An 18,308-nucleotide genomic window follows, 5' to 3' on the forward strand; every position below is an offset into this window, starting at 1 on the left:
TGATTCATGACACAAAAATTCCCAATACGCCGGAAATCGCCCGCAAGACAGCATGACTGCTGCTTTATTAGAATCTGTTAATCATGCATAAACACTCAATTTATGCCTGCTCTTATATTACCCGAGCCTGACTCAAGCGTGATTTTCATCTGTCCGCTTCCAATCGTTCCGCTAAGCATTTCCTCGCTCTCGATGTTAGCTGCAATCCCGCTCCAATCTATATTCAAGTTTCCGGATTTGGTCTTGAAATGAACGGCAGCGGAAGCAGGCTCCTTCGCCGTATCAAGACGAACATTGCCGTTGCTTGACTTCAGACTCACATCGTGCAGCAGTTCTTCGGTTTCAACCTGAATGTCTCCGTTTGCCGTCTCCCCATCGATCCGGCCCGTTCCATCTTCAAGCGAAATATCGCCTGATACGTTTCGAATCGTAAGCTGGTCTACCGTATAATCCTCCATTTTCAAATCTCCGGATTTCAATTGGATCGATACCTCCCCGGCAGTCAGCTCCTCCATAGCCATATTTCCTGATCTGGATTCCATAACGCCCTCTTTAAGCTCGAGAAGCTCCATTTCCAAATTTCCGCTGCCCGTTTCGAAGCTGCCTTTCGTCGCCTTCATCCGTTCGATGTCAATATTGCCGGAAATGGTTTTAACGGCGACCGAATCCCATAATCGATCCGGCAGCTCGACGACTAAATCAACGCTCATGAAATTAAAGCCAATCGAGAACGTATCCTCATAAGTGCTTTCAATGTATGCCGTATCTCCTTTTGCGTCAGCTTTAAGGGTGAAATTATTTAAATATTTTCGGCTGGCTCTGCCGTCCAGCCTTACCTCTATATTCTCGGAAGTGCCGCGGACTACTTCGATATTCATCGTATTCGAATCGATCTGCACATTACGGATAGACTCTGCTTCGATCGTTTTCTCCGTCAGAACCGGCTCCGTCCCGAATGACCGGATATCCTTCCAGTCAAAATACAGCACGCAGCCCGCAATTCCGGCTCCCAGCATAATCAGCGCAATCGCTATTGCCTTTTTCACTTTGATTTCCCCCTAATAACCCGAGTATTGAATTTTAAATATTGAAGCGTCCAGGCAAAAAATTTCTTCGTCAGCACATTCATCCCCACCCCGAGCAAAATAGACAACGAGCAGCAAATGAGGCCGAGCGAGAATGCCTGCCCTAACGTGAAAGTACCTATCCATACGCTTTCGACGATCGTTCCGATTCCCGCAATCGCGAAGGCGGCCGCAGAAACCCATAAAGCTAAGATGACTGCCGCGACAGCGATATACGGCCCAATTACAAATATTAAATTGAATAAGCCCATGCCAAACGTTGCGAAGACGGCACGAGAAAGCCCGCCAAAGCTGTTGCTCGACTCGGCCTGAACAACCCGGTAGCTGAGCAGCAGCTCGTTTGCGATCTGCCTGGGATCGCCAAGCTCCTTCGCCGCTTCCTCTTCGCTCTGCCCGTTCTGGGCCGCCATCTCGAAGTGCATGTAATAATCGTACAGCCATTCTCTGCGCTGCTCCTCAGGAATCGCTTGCAGCAGCCTTTCCAGCTCCAGCATGTAACCGTCTCTCGTCCTCATGGTCGTATCCCTTCCTCTACTATTTCATTAACTGCCTTCGTGAACGCATTCCATTCCGCTACAAGCGTACGCATGTGCTTCCAGCCATCCGGCGTCAGCTGATAATATTTGCGGGGTGGCCCCTCGGTTGATTCCTTCAAATAGGTGGAAAAATAACCCTCCTGCGTAAGCCGGTTCAAGAGCGGATATACGCTGCCGACCGCAACCTCGAACTTCTCCGAAATTTTCACCGCCAGCTCATAGCCATACCGGTCGCCGCTTGTAGCAAGGACCAGCACGCATATTTCAAGCACGCCCTTCTTAAATTGGATGTTCATTCGACGTCCTCCTTTGTATGCCAATTCCCTATGAAGCAGTAAACACTATTCATCAATATGCAATAGCGGGTTATAGCATCCCTGCCAACAAACGTAATTTACCATATGCTATTCTACATTACAAGATACTGTGCAAAAAATAATACCTCCGACTGTTCGGCTTCCGCCTGCAGTCGGAGGTATATGGAAAAAATTAGCTTACGCTTACGAATTTGCCTGTCGCTTGCGATTCAAACGCGCACAAAATGACCTTCAAGGAAGCGCGTCCGTCCTCGCCGCTGACAGCCGGCGTCGTGTTCGTCAGAATGCTCTCGAGGAACGCGTTAACAACGCCGCTTGTTTCCTGCTTGTCATTCGTCGAGATTGCGCCAACCTTGTACTTCTCAACCGTTCCGTTGCAAAGTTCTACGATAACCTGATCGTCAGGATGCGTGCCGATTTTCATAACGCCGTTCTCGCACCACAGAATCGTGCTGTTGTCTTCGCCTTTGTAATACGTCCAGCTTGCAACAAGCGTGCCGATCGCGCCGCTCTTCATGCGCAGCAAACAGGACGAGTTATCGTCAACATCCGTTTTCTTATCAAGCGTGCCGACGAAACCGGCTACTTCGGACACTTCATCATCCAGCATCCAGCGAATCAGATCCGACTTGTGAACGCCCAGATCGCCCATCGCGCCCATAATCGCTTCCGGCTTGCGGAAGAACCAGCTGTTAGCGCCGTCTATGCTCCAGCCGTCCGGACCCGGGTGGCCGAAGGAAGTGCGGAACGTCAGCACGCGGCCGAGCACGCCCGATTGCAAAATTTGTTTGGCCTTCACATGCGGCGGCATGAAGCGTTGGTTATGACCGACCATCAGATGAACGCCGTTTTTCTTGGCGGCTGCAATCATAGCTTCCGCTTCTTCATCCGTAACCGCCATCGGCTTCTCAACGAGCACATGCGCCCCTGCGTTAGCTGCTGCGATGGACATCGGAGCGTGAAGCGCGTTAGGCGTACATACGCTGACTGCATCCGGCTTCACTTCTGCGAGCATCGTTTCATAGTCGGCAAACGCTTTGCCGCCATGCAGATTCGCATAGTGCTCGGCGCGCTCGATAATCGGATCGACGAATGCAACGAACTCGACATTCTCATGAGCCGCGTATTCCGGGATATGGCGGTATTTTGAGATAGATCCGCAGCCAATGACTGCAACGCGTACTTTGGACATGATTTATTTTCCCCTGCCTTTTCTAATTTCGTATTATTTGTTCAAGTAGTTCGCTTTCATCCATTCCATGCTTTCAGCAACGGCTTCAAGCGGCGGATTCGCACATACGTCCTGCTCAACGATCAGCCATTCAACCGAAGCCTTGGATGCCGCGTCAATGATCGGAAGCAGCGGCAGATCGCCGCGGCCAAGCTCGACCGTATCGATTTGCCGGCCTTTCTCGCCCGAGCGGAAATCCTTCAAGTGAAGGAGAGGCAGACGGCCGGCATACTTCGCGATATAAGCAAGCGGATCAACGCCGGAATATTGAACCCAGCCGATGTCCATCTCAACCTGCAAATATTGCGGATCAATGCGCTCGTATAAGGCGTCGAATACGATTTTTCCGTCGATTTCGACTTCGAATTCAAAATCATGGTTATGATAAGCGAATGTAATTCCCGCTTCCCGGAAACGCTTTCCATACTCTTCGAATTTCGTAATATGCCCGCGCCATGCATCGGTATCCCGAGCTTCTACCGGAAGCCAAGGGCATATCGCATATTTCGCGCCGATCGTCTGAAGATAAGCAATTTCCTCATCCAAACGTTCTTCAAGCAGATGCAAGCCGATATGGCTGCCAATCGCTTTCAGGTTCAGCTCCTGCAGCAGATCGCGCATGTCTTCGGCCTTGATGTCGCCATAACCGGCAAACTCTACGCCCTCGTATCCCATTGCCGCAACTTTGCGAAGCGTGCCTTCGAAATCTGCCGCAGTAGCATCCCGAAGCGTGTACAATTGCAAACCAACCGCCATTCGTGTCATGTGCGCCGCACTCCTTATATTTTTGATAGGGTGTATTTGATTTTGCTTTCCGTTTTCATTATATCGACAGTAATGAATGAAAAACAGTTGTCTTATTAGCATTTTCTTATGCGATTTTGGTCAAAGCTTGTTTAATTTGTAAATGGAAAGAGCGGCAGCTCTGCCAGCGCCTATGCAAGGCCGTGACAGAGCTGCTGCGCCGTTAAGAAATATGAATCGTAAATTCGACTTGCTTGGAGCCTGCGGATACCTGAATATTGCCGTTAACGACCTCGATGCCGCCTTCAACCGAGACGATGCCGCCCATTCCTTTCAACCCGAAAGTGAATGGCTTGCCGCTTCCGTTAACTTTAACGCTGACGGTTCTGTCTTGACGGGTCGCGGAAACGGTCATTTCCGTCCTGCCCTTCATGTCGCGGACTTTCGTTTCGGCCGTGCGGCCGTCCTCCAGATTGTGCAGCTCAAGCGTTACGCCGTCCGCGTAATCATAATCGGGACGAACATCGTTCGCTCCAAGCGCGATAATCGAATTCGGACGAACGAACAGCGGCAGACTGAAGAAATCATAGTTTTCTTTGCGCCACGAGCCGCCCTCCACGACTTCGCCGGACAGCAGATGCGTCCACTTTCCAGCCGGCAAGTAATACGTTACGTTGCCCTGTTCGTTAAAGATCGGCGCAACGAGGATCGAATCGCCCAGCATGTATTGCCGGTCAAGAATTTCACTGGTTGGATCCTCCGGAAATTCAAGCACCATGGCACGCATGGAAGGCAAGCCGAGCTCAGTCGCTTGTACGGCTGTGTTGAACAGGTAAGGCATAATGCGGCATTTCAGCTTCGTGAAGAAGCGCGTTACGTCAACAGCCTCCGTATCGTATGCCCAAGGCACCCGGTACGATTTGCTTCCGTGCAGGCGGCTGTGGCTGGACAGCAAGCCGAAGGCTAACCAGCGTTTGAACACATGCACCGGAGCCGTATTCTCGAAACCGCCGATGTCATGGCTCCAGAAGCCGAAGCCGGAGATGCCGAGCGACAAGCCGCCGCGAAGGCTTTCCGCCATCGACTCATAGTCCGCATAGCAATCTCCGCCCCAGTGAACCGGGAATTTCTGGCCGCCGGCCGTTGCAGAGCGCGCGAACAAGGCCGCTTCGTTCTTGCCAAGCTTCTCTTCAAGCACCTCGAATACGACTTTATTATAGAGCTGCGTATAGTAGTTGTGCATTTTGACCGGATCGGAGCCGTCGTAATAAGCGACATCGGTCGGAATGCGCTCGCCGAAATCGGTCTTGAAGCTGTCCACGCCCATATCCACTAGCTCGCGCAGGTAGCTTGCGTACCATTCGCAGGCGGCAGGGTTCGTGAAATCGACAAGCGCCATGCCCGGCTGCCAGAGATCCCATTGCCATACGTCGCCGCTTGGCTTCTTCACGAGGAAACCGTTCTGCTTGCCTTCCTCGAACAAGCGGGAGCGCTGCGCGATGTATGGATTAATCCATACGCAAATCTTCAGCCCTTTCTCCTTCAAGCGAGTCAGCATGCCGACCGGATCCGGGAATACGCGCTCATCCCATTTGAAGTCCGTCCAATGGAACTCGCGCATCCAGAAGCAGTCGAAGTGGAAGACGTGAAGCGGCAGGTCGCGTTCAGCCATGCCGTCAACGAAGGAATTAACGGTCGCTTCGTCATAGTTCGTCGTGAACGAGGTGGTCAGCCACAGGCCGAACGTCCACGCCGGCGGCAGGGACGGCTTTCCGGTCAAATCGGTGTAGCGGCCCAGCACTTCCTTCATGCTTGGACCGTCGATGACGAAGTATTCAAGCGATTCTCCGGCAACGCTGAATTGTACCTTCTTGACTTTCTCCGAGGCAATCTCGAACGACACAAGCTCCGGATGATTGACAAATACGCCGTAACCTTTGTTTGTAATATAGAAAGGTATGTTTTTGTAAGACTGCTCCGAGCTCGTGCCGCCGTCCTTATTCCACAAATCTACGACCTGCCCGTTTCGTACGAACGGCGTGAAACGCTCGCCCAGTCCGTACACCCACTCGCCGACGCCCACGTCCAGTTCTTCGCGCATGAACGTGTTGCCGTTATTTTCTTTAATATACGCCATCGATTTCTGCGTACTGCCCGTGATCCGTTCGCCGCCGCGGTAGAAATCAACCGCCCACTCCTGACCTTTGCGGATATGAACGCTTAGGCTTCCGCTGGTCAGCACCGCTTCATGCTCGTTTTCCTCGATGACGACATGATCGCCGGTTTGCGAAGAAAGCTCATAGGCCGGCCCGCGTTCAACAACGCCTGCGTGATGCACAAGTTTCACACCGATAATGCCCGGAAGCGGGGAATGGAAATGCACCGTCAACAGCATCGTATCCAGCATGTTCGAACGCGTTACGATCGGACGCGGCGCCGCATATGCCGTGAGCTTGCCGTCCTTCTGCTCAAAGTCATGGGCTTGTACGGCTCCAAGTACGTTATATTCCTCACGAATGAGCCAGTTACCGTCAGTAAATTTCATGGACTGAACCAACCTTCCTGTTTTAATTTATTTGCAATGTACTATAATTGCATTATACTGATAATATACCCTTCAAATCTAACAAAATCATGCTCAACTATAGCACTATTTTGATGCCATGCGGCTGAAATGAAGCCGAGCTAACGAAATATCTTCAGGGAGGCTTGCACAGATGGATCAGACAACCCGGCATTCCTTGAAGGAAGACCGTCTCCATGGCGATAATACGTTCCCTATGGCCGTCTATTGGATGGAGCCCGGCGAGGCCGGCGCCCCCGTCCTGGACTGCCATTGGCATGCGGAGGCCGAGTTTTTTTACGTGCTTGAAGGCGAGGTTCTGTTCCAGGTCGATACAGACTATTTCCCCGTTAAGACAGGGGAAGCGGTCTTCATTGACGGCGGCGATATTCATGCGGGACATGCATTGGGCGATTCCGCCTGCTCGTTCTGCGCGATCGTATTCGATACGCATCTGCTGGCAAGCGCCAGCTACGATGCTGTTCAAGAGCGGGTTATTTCGCCTTTGCAGGATAAGAAACGAACCTTCCCCCGTCACATTAAGCCGGATTCAGATTGGGAACGGAAATTGCTTAGCCATTTGCGCGGTATTATGGACGCATGCGGACAGCAGCTTCCTGGATATGAAGCAGCCGTCAAAGGCCGCTTCTACCTCATGCTCCATGAAATCTCGGTTGATGGACGAAGCTGCAACCGCAGCGAGACGAATGCGACCGACACGACGAAGATCGACAGGCTGAAGACCGCCATCGTCTATATGCAGCAGCATTATCACCGTCCCGTGCGCATCTCGGAAATCGCCGACCAAATTCCGATGAGCGAGGGGCAATTTTGCCGATTCTTCAAGAAGATGACCAGACAAACGCCAATCGAATATTTGAATGCGTACCGGATCAGGCAAGCGGCCGAGCTGCTTCTGCATTCAGACCGAACGATCTCGGCTGTCGCCCTGGATGTCGGCTTCGATCACATGAGCTACTTCGTTAAAGTATTTCGCAAAACGATGAAATGTACACCCTCGCATTTCCGCAAGAAGCAGGCGGAATTCGCCGAGCGCCGCTAAAATCGGCATAAAAGTTACAGCATTGTAACCAAATGCTCACGAACTTTTAAGAATTATTTAATAATTATGCGTTACAATATAAAAAAATCCTTCGCGGGATGGAGGTCCTTTCCATGAAAACTACGATGATGTTCCAAAATAAATTAATACCGGTTTACTTAACCGATACGAACAAACAAGCGATCGAAAAGCTGACCGCCGTGCTCAACCGTAAGCTGACAACGGGCAAAAACGCCCTTAAAACTTGCATCAAGTCTTTAATCAGCGTTGAGATCGTCGGAAGCGAAGCAACGCTTCATTCTTATTTCGAGCGCGACACGCTGACCATTTCGCTGTATTAATTTCGAAGAACCGTCCGGAAGCCGGACGGTTTTTTCGTGCGCTGGCCCCTGTATATGACGGACATAGGAGGGTTGGCGGTTCCTAACAGGTTGAACTTTTAAATTCTTACTATATAAGTTGAACCAGAGAATTGCGCGACTCGGGTGGAGAGATATGGCTAACACATGCCATTTGATTCGTTTAACGGCCGCCACAAACGTTATTTGTGCAATATCGGCCATTTTAAAAATGTAACGGAGCTGACAGACGCTATTTCCCGATTTCAGCCCATTTTCGGGCTGAAAATCTTCGGATAAGGTCTGTAGCAGCCGTTACAATGTTGAAACGTGCTTTTTTTAGCAAATAAGGGTTCAGACAACCGTTAGAGTGAGAATGATTAAAATCATTCCTCATCCTGCCTAGTGTACGGCAATTCATTTGTTTCTACGATTCGTTAGCGTTAGCCACAACTGAAATTTGTCGTAGTGCTCATCCCTTAACCTAAGTTCTGCTTCTTCGAATCGCAAACCCGGGTTCTATTCCGAAGCGTCGAAGTACCTTACCTTGAACCCCGCAAAGTAATTGGATAAGCTTCGCTGAATCAACGGCTTTAACGACAAGCGTAATATCTCCTTCGACAAGCGCCTCTGTAATATCGGAAAAGAACGGCGTATGCCCGCCTTCGTGACAGGCGACCTGCTGTCCGTTCACCCACACCGCCGCCTCGTAATCGACCGCTCCAAAATGCAGCAAAACTCTTTTCCCGGCAAAAGAATCCGGCACTCTTACTTTACGGCTGTACCAAACGATGTCATGAAAGTCCGGATCGTGAATACCGCTTAAATGGCTCTGGAACGCGAACAGGACCTGAATCCGCTTCAAGAAATCCAATTGTCCTGTCGACCACTTCTCGCTCTATTATTCAACTTTAAAGTTGTGTAATTAACTTTCGAGTTATATAATGGATGAAAATAGAACGGAATGAGGAGTTGCGTATGAATATCGAGGTTAACAGCAGCAATCTGAAATTTCTTGAATGCTTTGCATCGGATACAAGAGTAAAGATTATCGAGCTGCTTAATGAGAGGCCGATGAACATTAAGGATCTTGCGGAAGCGCTCGGCATTTCTTCCGCTATCGTCACCAAGCATATCCAGAAGCTGGAGGAAGCGTTAATCGTGACAACCGAAAGCGTGCCAAGCACGAGAGGCCGTCAGAAAATTTGCCATCTTACGCTTGAATCGGCGACGCTGCAGTTTAAAGCGAAGGCAAAGACAGACCAGAACCGGTACGCGGTATCGATTCCGATCGGACAATACTCCGCCTATGAGGTCAAGCCGACATGCGGCTTAACCTCCGATACGAGGATTATCGGCATGGTAGACGATCCGCGTTATTTTTCCGATCCCGAGCATGTGAAGGCCTGCCACCTCTGGTTCGGCAGCGGCTACATGGAGTACCGGATTCCGAACTATCTCGTGGGCAAGCAGACCGCGCGCAGCATCTCCATTTCACTGGAGATTTGCTCCGAAGCGCCGAAGTATAACGAGAATTGGCCGTCGGATCTATCCTTCTACGTGAACGACATTTGTCTTGGGACATGGACCTGCCCGGGAGACTTCGGGGCCGTGAAAGGCGTTTATACCCCGGTCTGGTGGGAACTCGGCACGCAGCACGGCCTGCTGAAGCAAATAACCGTCGATGCGGACGGCTCCTACATCGACGGTATCCGGATGTCTGACCGAACGATTCAGGATCTCGCGATCGGGTACGGCGAAGATATCCGGTTTCGCATCAGCGCCCCGGAGACGGCTGCGCACAGCGGCGGACTAAGCATGTTCGGCAAGCAGTTCGGCAATTACGACCAAGATATACTCGTTTATATCGCTTATTGAGACCGCGCCCCCCCCCCAGAGGCTCGGCCCTGTCATGAACACTCGAGGACGCCACCGTTTCGCGGTGAAATATAAGCCTAGTTTTAAGTGCTAGACTTATAAAGTCTTATATTTTAACGAAAGAGGCGCATCAACTCATGCGCCTCTCTTCTCTTTCTCCGCTTCCGCCCGAACTATATAAGTTGAACAAATGAATTACCGTACACCAGGCAGCATGAGGAATGTTAGCCATATCTCTCCACCCGAGTCGCGCAATTCTCTGGTTCAACTTATATAGTTCTTTGCGGAATTTCATTTTTGACGGGCTCGGCGTTAAACGGGAATCCGGCCGTTATGTCCGGAACACAATATCCCCATAGCGGCTTTCCCCTTATTCCGAATAAATGGGAAAAATTTAGGGAAAGTTACCCTCGAATTCATCCTTGTACCAACATCCCGGGAGAACCTGTATGAAAAGAACAATGAACAAAATATCTCAACCCGAGCATACTGAACGGCTTTCAAGCAGCCTTCGGAAAAATATGGATAGGATCAAATCGCTTACGGGCAACAGCTCGGATTTTATCACTCGAACATTTCAAGGTGCAAACGGTTTGTCTATGGCAATTGTTTATATAAACGGCCTGACCGATACCACAGTCATTAACGATAATATACTCAAGCCAATTCTATCCGAAACGGAAGCAGACATGGCTGAGCAAAGGACTTTAGCCGATTCTTTTACGGCCATTAAAGATATATTTCTAACCGTTGGCACCACGAATACGGTAAACAAAATAGATGACTTCATGTCGGCTTTATACAATGGAAATACCGTAATTCTCGCAGAGGGCTGGGACCTGGCTATATCCGCAAGCACTTCCAAATGGGAGCAGAGAGGCATAGAGGAGCCTTCTTCCCAATCCGTTATTCGCGGTCCCAAGGACGGGTTCACCGAAAATATTAACACGAATGTAGCGTTGCTCCGGCGCAGGATCAAAAGCCCGAATCTATGGAAAATAGACCGAAAAATCGGACTCGTAACCCAAACCGACGTTTGTGTTATGTATCTAAAGGGGATAGCCGATGACGCAGTGGTGAAGGAAGTGCTTCAAAGGCTCGATCGTATTGAAACGGACAGTATTTTGGAGAGCGGCTATTTGGAAGAATTTATTCAGGATCAAACCTTCACCCCGTTTCCAACAATCATAAACACGGAACGTCCCGATAGTGTTGCGGCTTCCATCTTGGAAGGGCAGGTCGTCGTACTTGTGGATGGCACACCGTTTGTTCTTGTGCTTCCCGTCACCTTCTTCAAGTTTTTCATAGCCAGTGAAGATTATTATCAGCGATTCGATATCGCTTCCTTTCTGCGTATTTTGCGCTACTGCGCGTTTACGGTATCCATGCTTCTGCCTTCCTTATATATTGCAATCACGACTTTTCATCAAGAAATGATACCCTCCACCCTTCTGGTCAGTCTTGCTGCGCAAAGGGAAGGGATTCCTTTTCCCGCATTCTTTGAAGCATTTATGATGGAAATCACATTTGAGGTATTAAGGGAAGCAGGAATCCGAATGCCCAGGGCAATCGGTTCGGCGATTTCTATCGTTGGAGCTCTTGTTTTGGGGCAGGCGGCCGTTGAAGCCGGGCTAGTGTCGGCAGCCATGGTGATCGTGGTAGCCTTTACCGCGATCTCCAGCTTCGTCGTTCCGGCGTTTAATGTCGCGATTGCCGCCCGTTTGATTCGTTTTGGATTAATGATACTTGCCGCGACCTTAGGTTTGTTCGGGATTATGTCGGGGCTTTTCTTTCTTCTGATCCATATGACGGCTCTTCGTTCATTCGGCGTTCCCTATTTGGTACCCGTCTCGCCTTTTGTACCGAAAAATTTGAAAGATACCGTCATTAGGGTACCCTGGTGGATGATGGTTACCAGGCCGCGCCTGTTCTCCAAAAAAAACAATGTTCGCCAAAACGTCAATTTGCGCCCTGACCCTTCCGGCAAAGAAGAGGAGAAATCATAATGAGACGAGGGCTAATCCTGCTGATGATCATCAGCCTTTCATTGCTTGCTAGCGGTTGTGGGAGCCAAACCGAATTGAACAGATTGGGGATTGTCAGTGCAATGGCCCTCGATTTAGACGAGAACAATCAATGGCTAATAACCTTTCAAATCATCAAACCGCAATCAACTCAGAGCAAAAACGGCGGGGGCGGCTCCCAATCTCCGGTTACTGTCTTTTCCTCGAGGGGAAAAACCATATTGGAAGCGATTCAAAAGAGTAACCTGGAAACCTCACGCCGTCTCTTTTTTTCTCATGCAAGCGTCGTTGTTGTCAGTCAGCGTGTTGCTAAATATGGTGTCAGCCAATTATTAGACTATTACTTGAGAGATAACGGGCAGAGGGAAACTGCGAATGTTCTCATTTCAAGCGGAGACGCAAAGGAAGTGTTGGAGGTTCTTACTCCTTTAGAATCCAATCCCGGAAACGCCATTGCCGATTTGATTGGCGAACAGGGAGAAGGTCATTCCAGCATTGCTCCGTCCAAGGTGCATGAATTAATTTCCGCAATGATGAACCCTTCCGCGAGCGCCACTTTGCCGGAAATCAAAATCGCAGGCGAAGGGAAGCAGCAAAGCTCTTTAGACGCTCTCAAAGAAACTCGAAGCCCTGCCGTTTTGAAATTAGATAAAGTCGGAGTGTTTAAGCAGGATAAATTTGCGGGTTGGTTAAGCCGGGAGGAAAGTCTCGGCATACCCTGGATAACGAATCGCTTAAAAAGCACGACCGTAGTCTTTTTCTGTGAAGGGGAAAACCGCAAAGAGCAGCTGTCTTCTTTTTCGGTTGAAAAATCACGCACTAAATTGAAACCGACTATTTCGGACGGCAATTTGTTAATGTCTGTAGCTATTCATGCAAAAGGAAATTTGAATGAAACGGCATGCAATCTGGATCTGAAAAAGTCCGAAACGTTAATTAAATTGGAGAAACATATTCAGGAGCAAATAAAAAAAGATGTGGAAAAATCGTTTCGAGCCTTGAAGAAGATGAAAGCGGACGCGCTGGGTTTTGGTGACGCTTTCCACAAGGCCTATCCGCAGGCTTGGAAAAAATGGAGCAGCAACTGGGAAAATGAGTTTTCAAAGATCAGCATGAACGTTACGGTCAAGGTGACGATCCGGCGGACTGGAATGATTAATGACTCCTTTCCCGGGATATCCGGCAAAGCTGAATGAGAATGGAGGCTTCCTATGGAGCGGATAAGCAAATATCAATTGGGCGCGATGATCATCTTATTTCAAATCGGAAGCACTCCTTTATTTGAACTAGGGATAAAAGCCAAACAAGACGCATGGCTGGTAGTCATTGTTAGCATGATAATGGGTCTTCTGCTGCTGCTGCTCTTCTTGGCGATCCAACGCAGGGAACCGGAGAAAAACTTGAGCCGGCTATTGGTTCACTACTTCGGTCCAATTGCGGGGAAGATCGTCATATTTATATATGTCCTTTTTTTCACTTATGAATCGTTTCGAAATGTGCGGGATCTTGGGGATCTTACCCTCATGACCATTCTTCCCCGCTCTCCGATTTCCCTCATTATGCTGATTTTGATGTCATTGTCGGTCTATGCGATCTACAAGGGATTGGAAGTCTTCTTTCGCGTGGCCGAGTTTATAGTGACGGGAGTACTTGTTTTTTACTTTATTTTGATTGTCATGTCCTTTATTTCGGGAACTGTGCATTTGGATCGGCTTCTTCCGATTTTAGAAAATGGAATCCAGCCTGTTTTATTGGAAAGTATCAGGTCCGTCTGGTTTCCATTCGGACAAATGTTCACTTTTCTTATGTTCTGGAGCTATTTAAACGAGAAGAAAGCGATGTCTAAAACGTCGATTCTATCTTATTTTATTTCTGGAATCGTTATCCTTCTCACAAATACCATTAACCTTGTCGTTCTGGGACCGCAATTCTCCGACATCAGCACCGTTCCTCTGCTTCAATCCGTCCAGCTGATTCAGATCGCCGAAATATTCGAACGTTTTGACGCCCTTGTCATTTTACTTTTCTATGCCGGGATATTTATCAAATCGACATTATGGTATTTAGCCGCCGTACTCGGGCTTTCGCAGTTATTCAATACGGATTACCGGAGGTTTGTCCTTCCTGTTGGAGTCATTGTCTATTCCACAGCCTTTATACCGCCAAATTGGCAATCGCACTTGGAGCTCGGGGAACTTGTAGGGGTAAATTTCATGATGAATCCGATACTGTTAGGAATGATTCCAGCTGTACTGTTTATTATTATGCTGATTAGAGGGCAAGCAAACAAATAACTTTAGCGACTGTTCCGCACTATGGATCTATCTTAGGCCGCTGAATCCGAATCGTTCCGCATTTCGCCGATCGGGTAAGTTCCGCCGAACTTATATAGCTTGTTGTGAAACCGCAAATTCGAATCGGGAAGTGCGACGGAATGAAGCCATGAAACGAAACAAATTCACCCCAAATATTTTTCATAATGGAAACCCCCACAAAATCCCATATTCATCCGAAACGTCTGGGTATGAAATATTTACCATTATGAAAAAAATGAGGGAGTGTTTGTATGAAGAAATGGTTGTCTCTAATCATGATTAGTTCCTTGTTTCTATTCAGCAGTACGGCAATGGCTCAAGGAAACGCGGGTAAGCTTAAAGCCGAAGGAAACGGGAAGAGCGCAGAGGTATGCGGAGCGATACCTCCGGGTCTGTTGAAAGCGCTTGACAAAGTAAAGAATGAGCGAGCGAAAGCGGCGATAACAGCTAATATTGAAAAAGCGAAGGAAAAATGTAAAAAAGAAAATGAAGAAAACCAAGCCTTGACGGATGTTCAACGCGTTGCCGGAGACAAAACAGCGCTGCAGATCGGCTTTATTGACGGGAACCGGGCCGATTGGGTAACGGGAGCTGTCCGACTGCCTGTTACAGGGACTAACGGTTCCGTCATTACTTGGAGCTCTAATAAACCGACTATTATTTCCAATAATGGCCTGACCGTGAACCGGCCGCTAACCGCGGATGAAACCGTCGTAATAACGGCTAATCTTCGCTATAACCAAGCAACGGCCAGCAAGACATTTACGATAGTCGTCAAAGCAGTCCCTGCCTCTATGACGGCTGAGCAAAAGGTAGCTGCCGATCTGGCTGCGCTGCAAATCCAATTCAACGGCACAGATAAGGCCGATCGGGTGACACAGCCGTTAAAAGCGCTGCCTGGCAGCGGCACGAACGGTTCGGCGATCACTTGGCACTCCGGCGCCCCAACGATTATTTCGAACGACGGAAAGACGGTAAACCGGCCTGTCTCCGGCAGCGGTGACGCGATCGTCCTAATGACGGCGGTTGTCGTTAACAACACTGCCTCAGCGACGAAAACGTTCCAGTTAACGGTTAAACAACAGCTAACGGATGCACAGAAGGTCGCAAATGACAAAGCGGCACTGGAGCTTGATTTCGGCGGTTCGGATACGATTAGCCGCGTTACCCGTCCATTGGATCAATTGCCGGCATCAGGGGCAAACGGATCGGTCATCATATGGCACTCCAGCGCTCCGGATATCCTTTCTGCCGACGGCAAGACCATTCATCGTCCCGCGGTTACGGCGACCGACTTGCCTGTAACGCTGACCGCCGTTATTTCCAGTAACGGGGTAACAGACTTTAAAGCGTTCGTGCTCACGGTCAAAAAGGAATATACCAGCGTGGAGAAGGTAGCTGCCGATAAAGCGGATCTGAATATCGCATTCGCAGATAAGGATTCCGCGGCTTCCGTCACGAAACCGATCGGACTTCCATCCTCAGGCTATTACGGCAGCTCGATCGTCTGGCATTCGACTCATCCGTCCGTCATTTCCGATAACGGAACAGTCGTTACCCGCCCGGCACAAAGCACAGGGGATGTAACGGTGACAATGATGGGATACATCAGCCACAATGGAGTCGGAGATGTAAAGCTATTCACGCTCACGGTGAAGCAGCTTCCACAATAAAGCACCAAGCGAATAGGATAATGACGGTGTTCCCAACAGGAATAGGAACGACAAATGAACAGCAGCACCCCGGCGGCTCCGCTTGCAATTGCCTGAATCTACTCCGGCTGCTTCCGCTTCCAATTGCCCGAGACGAACAGCAGGGTGCCGACCCAGCCGCAGATCGAAGCTATTATTAGCAGAATTGACAAAGAAACGCTTGTCGATAGCGATGAGCTGATGAGCGGGCCCAGCGTCCCCCGAATCCCGAACAGCATGAGGTGAAGTCCGAACACCATCGCTTCGCGGCCCGGAGCAAGCCGGAAGACGAACGCCAGAATGCCGATATCCCAGATCGCTTCTCCGACTCCCTGAATCGCATTGCCCAAGATGACGGCAGGGTATGAGCCCCAAAGTCCGTACAGCATCGGAACGACGGCATACGCGGCGATCCCGCATACGAGCGTGTATTTAATATCGATCCGGTCGATCATCCAGCCGGCGATCAAGAAGGTAAGCAGCAGTGCGCTGAAGTAAGCGACGCGGGCATATCCGATTTGAATGTTGGACAATTCCAGCACGTCGACCTGAATGATTTGATAGAGGGGACTTGCCAGCATGTTGCCAAAACCCGAGAAGGTCGTCGCGGCCAGAAAAACAGCCAGCGTCCGATTTTCCTTAATCAGCTTCCACTGCTCCTGCAGCGGAAAACGGCTTCCTTTTTTGATCGGATTCGTCCTGGCCTGGACGATTTGCTCCGGCAGCTTGAGCGTGTTAAAAAGCCCGATCGACAAGAAACCTGCTATTGAAGCTGCGATCAGAGGCCCGGAGGGGCCGTATGCTTCCGACCAGCTTCCTACGAAATAAGCAAGCGGAATCATAAGGATGCCCATCGCTACCCGGACGTAACCCATCAGCCTCCCGCGAAGGTCGGACGGATACATGCGCGATACCAGCGCTGCGTAGGCAGGGGCTTGTATGCCCATTAAAAGTTGAAATACAAGGACGGCTGTCACATATACGGAAGGATATGCGAACAAAGCCGGCAATAACATAAGCAGCCTTCCGACCGCGTTCGGAATAATGACGAATGGCCGCGGATTATCCGCTTTCTCAATCCAGCTTGCCCAGAACGGCGAAAACAACAGTCCGACCGCGGGAGCCGCCGCCAGAATGCCGACCTGAAAATTGCTGGCTCCTTGCTGAATCGCAAACGCGATATAGAACTGGTTCAAAACGACGTTAAACAAGCTGAACAAGCAGGATGCGCCAAGATCGATTCGGGCGTTCCGCCAGACATCTGCGGTCATCGGCATTCCGAATTTTACGAGACGTGGGGCTGACTTCGTAACGGGCTCTAACATGGGCGGATACCTTCTTCTCTAGGTGGAATGCACACGAGGAGAGGACCCTCTGCAAAGAGCAAAGGATCCTCTGACCGGCACTTCATTTGATAGGATAATACTACACTCCCTCTTATTTGTACAGCAATAGATTTCAGGAAAAAGTTAGCGATCTCTTCACGCCTGCTTCTTCCTTCCAAAGCGGGAGTATGATAGACTTTCCTCATGCGAATAACAGTCATATTTTCATATTAACGGAGGGTATTACGTGAGCATAGCAGTAGGAATAGACATCGGCGGCACGAAGGTCGCTTACGGATTTGTGGATGAGCAAGGAACGGTGCTGGCCAAGGGCTCGTTAAAAACCGACCTGTCGGTGCCGCCGGAAGTCATGACGGAGAGAATCGCCGACGCGGTCAAGCAGCTCGCAGAACAGAACGGGCTTTCACTCGAAGCGCTGAAAGGCATCGGCGTCGGAGCGCCGGGGCCGCTCGACACCAGGGGCGGCAAGCTGACCTGTCCTCCTAATTTGAAGAGCTGGTGGGACTTCCCCGTTGTTAGCGCCCTGCGGTCGCATATGCCATTGCCCGTGAAAATGGAAAATGACGCAACAGCCGCGGCTCTCGCCGAGAAGTGGATCGGTGCCGCTCGGGATTCCGAGCATTTTATATTCATTACGATCAGCACCGGCATCGGCGCCGGTATTTATTTGCACGGCAAGCTCATTACCGGCTCGACCGGCAATGCCGGCGACGCGGGCTTTATGGTCGTTGACCCGTCCGGAACCCCGTGGGAGACGGTCGCCTCCGGCACGGCGGTAACCCGCCAGGCATCGGAGCTGCTCGGCCGCGAGGTTTCCTCCAAGGAAGCCTTCGAGCTGGCGGCGCAGGGCGATCCGCAGATGACCGAGCTGATCAACCGGGTATTCAAGTACATCGGAATGGGCTGCGTCTCGCTCATCAACGTGCTCGATCCGGACAAAATCGTCATCGGAGGCGGCGTTTCGCAGGTTGGCGAACCTCTCTTCACATCCGTGCAGCAATATGTAGCCGCTAACGCGCTTAATCCGGCCGGCCGCCAGACAGCGATCGTGCCCGCGCAATTGCAGCAGGACGCGGGATTAATCGGCGCAGCCGCCTTAGTGCAGGTCGAGTATTCATAAAGAAATCATGAGCAGCGTTCCCTGAACATCATTGGGGAACGCTGCTCTTTTTCAATA

At 50.1% G+C, this 18,308-nt stretch carries 16 protein-coding genes; 8 read left to right on the plus strand and 8 right to left on the minus strand.

Features of this window, described 5'->3' with window-relative positions; genetic code table 11:
* Positions 1-95: 95 nt before the first annotated feature.
* The 6 genes from H581_RS0128530 to yicI all read right to left on the minus strand — a co-directional run bounded on the left by H581_RS0128530 (position 96) and on the right by yicI (position 6,458).
* Entirely contained in the window at positions 96-1,046 is a 951-nt protein-coding gene (locus tag H581_RS0128530) for a DUF4097 family beta strand repeat-containing protein (RefSeq protein ID WP_029192244.1), read from the minus strand.
* The gene (locus H581_RS0128535) at positions 1,043-1,600 is read right to left on the minus strand and encodes an HAAS signaling domain-containing protein (RefSeq protein ID WP_029192245.1); all 558 of its coding nucleotides are present in this window, start codon (positions 1,598-1,600) and stop codon (positions 1,043-1,045) included. Before H581_RS0128535 ends, H581_RS0128530 begins: the two co-directional genes overlap by 4 nt.
* Entirely contained in the window at positions 1,597-1,917 is a 321-nt protein-coding gene (locus tag H581_RS0128540; RefSeq protein WP_029192246.1) for a PadR family transcriptional regulator, read from the minus strand. Before H581_RS0128540 ends, H581_RS0128535 begins: the two co-directional genes overlap by 4 nt.
* A 193-nt stretch (positions 1,918-2,110) precedes the next feature.
* A complete protein-coding gene (locus tag H581_RS0128545) occupies positions 2,111-3,130 on the minus strand; it encodes a Gfo/Idh/MocA family protein (protein ID WP_029192247.1) in 1,020 nt (339 codons plus the stop codon).
* A 33-nt stretch (positions 3,131-3,163) separates the two neighbouring features.
* The gene (locus H581_RS0128550) at positions 3,164-3,934 is read right to left on the minus strand and encodes a sugar phosphate isomerase/epimerase family protein (protein ID WP_029192248.1); all 771 of its coding nucleotides are present in this window, start codon (positions 3,932-3,934) and stop codon (positions 3,164-3,166) included.
* Positions 3,935-4,136: 202 nt separating this feature from the next.
* Entirely contained in the window at positions 4,137-6,458 is a 2,322-nt protein-coding gene (gene yicI, locus H581_RS0128555) for an alpha-xylosidase (RefSeq protein WP_029192249.1), read from the minus strand.
* 172 nt (positions 6,459-6,630) lie between these two features.
* On the opposite strand from yicI, the gene H581_RS0128560 reads away from it, so the two are divergent.
* Together H581_RS0128560 and H581_RS0128565 are read left to right on the plus strand one after the other, a co-directional pair.
* Positions 6,631-7,539, plus strand: a complete 909-nt coding sequence (locus H581_RS0128560) for an AraC family transcriptional regulator (protein ID WP_029192250.1) — start codon at positions 6,631-6,633, stop codon at positions 7,537-7,539.
* Positions 7,540-7,652: 113 nt separating this feature from the next.
* Positions 7,653-7,880 carry a hypothetical protein gene (locus H581_RS0128565; RefSeq protein ID WP_029192251.1) on the plus strand — a complete coding sequence of 76 codons (228 nt, stop codon included), beginning with the start codon at positions 7,653-7,655 and terminating at the stop codon, positions 7,878-7,880.
* A 481-nt stretch (positions 7,881-8,361) separates the two neighbouring features.
* Here the strand turns inward: H581_RS0128565 and H581_RS0128575 are convergent, their stop codons facing one another.
* Entirely contained in the window at positions 8,362-8,742 is a 381-nt protein-coding gene (locus H581_RS0128575) for a sugar-binding domain-containing protein (protein ID WP_245600187.1), read from the minus strand.
* A 113-nt stretch (positions 8,743-8,855) separates the two neighbouring features.
* Between H581_RS0128575 and H581_RS0128580 the strand changes: the two genes are divergently transcribed.
* From H581_RS0128580 to H581_RS0128600, 5 genes are all read left to right on the plus strand, one after another.
* A complete protein-coding gene (locus H581_RS0128580) occupies positions 8,856-9,755 on the plus strand; it encodes an ArsR/SmtB family transcription factor (RefSeq protein ID WP_029192253.1) in 900 nt (299 codons plus the stop codon).
* Positions 9,756-10,216: 461 nt separating this feature from the next.
* Complete coding sequence (locus H581_RS0128585) at positions 10,217-11,761, plus strand: spore germination protein (protein WP_029192254.1); 1,545 nt, start codon at positions 10,217-10,219, stop codon at positions 11,759-11,761.
* Positions 11,761-12,975 (plus strand): Ger(x)C family spore germination protein, encoded by a 1,215-nt coding sequence (locus tag H581_RS35660; RefSeq protein ID WP_051251437.1) that lies wholly within the window; start codon positions 11,761-11,763, stop codon positions 12,973-12,975. The genes H581_RS0128585 and H581_RS35660 overlap by 1 nt, the downstream gene beginning before the upstream one ends.
* A 15-nt stretch (positions 12,976-12,990) precedes the next feature.
* Positions 12,991-14,073: a GerAB/ArcD/ProY family transporter gene (locus H581_RS0128595; protein WP_029192255.1), complete on the plus strand. Its 1,083-nt coding sequence runs from the start codon at positions 12,991-12,993 to the stop codon at positions 14,071-14,073.
* A gap of 272 nt (positions 14,074-14,345) precedes the next feature.
* A complete protein-coding gene (locus H581_RS0128600; protein ID WP_029192256.1) occupies positions 14,346-15,767 on the plus strand; it encodes an immunoglobulin-like domain-containing protein in 1,422 nt (473 codons plus the stop codon).
* Between the two features lie 98 nt (positions 15,768-15,865).
* On the opposite strand, the gene H581_RS0128605 is transcribed toward H581_RS0128600, so the two are convergent.
* Entirely contained in the window at positions 15,866-17,110 is a 1,245-nt protein-coding gene (locus H581_RS0128605; RefSeq protein WP_029192257.1) for an MFS transporter, read from the minus strand.
* Positions 17,111-17,357: 247 nt separating this feature from the next.
* Here H581_RS0128605 and H581_RS0128610 point away from each other — a divergent pair, with 247 nt between their 5' ends.
* The gene (locus tag H581_RS0128610; protein ID WP_029192258.1) at positions 17,358-18,251 is read left to right on the plus strand and encodes an ROK family protein; all 894 of its coding nucleotides are present in this window, start codon (positions 17,358-17,360) and stop codon (positions 18,249-18,251) included.
* Positions 18,252-18,308: the final 57 nt, after the last annotated feature.

Origin of the sequence: Paenibacillus harenae DSM 16969, from assembly GCF_000422465.1 — a bacterium.
Taxonomy (GTDB): domain Bacteria; phylum Bacillota; class Bacilli; order Paenibacillales; family Paenibacillaceae; genus Pristimantibacillus; species Pristimantibacillus harenae.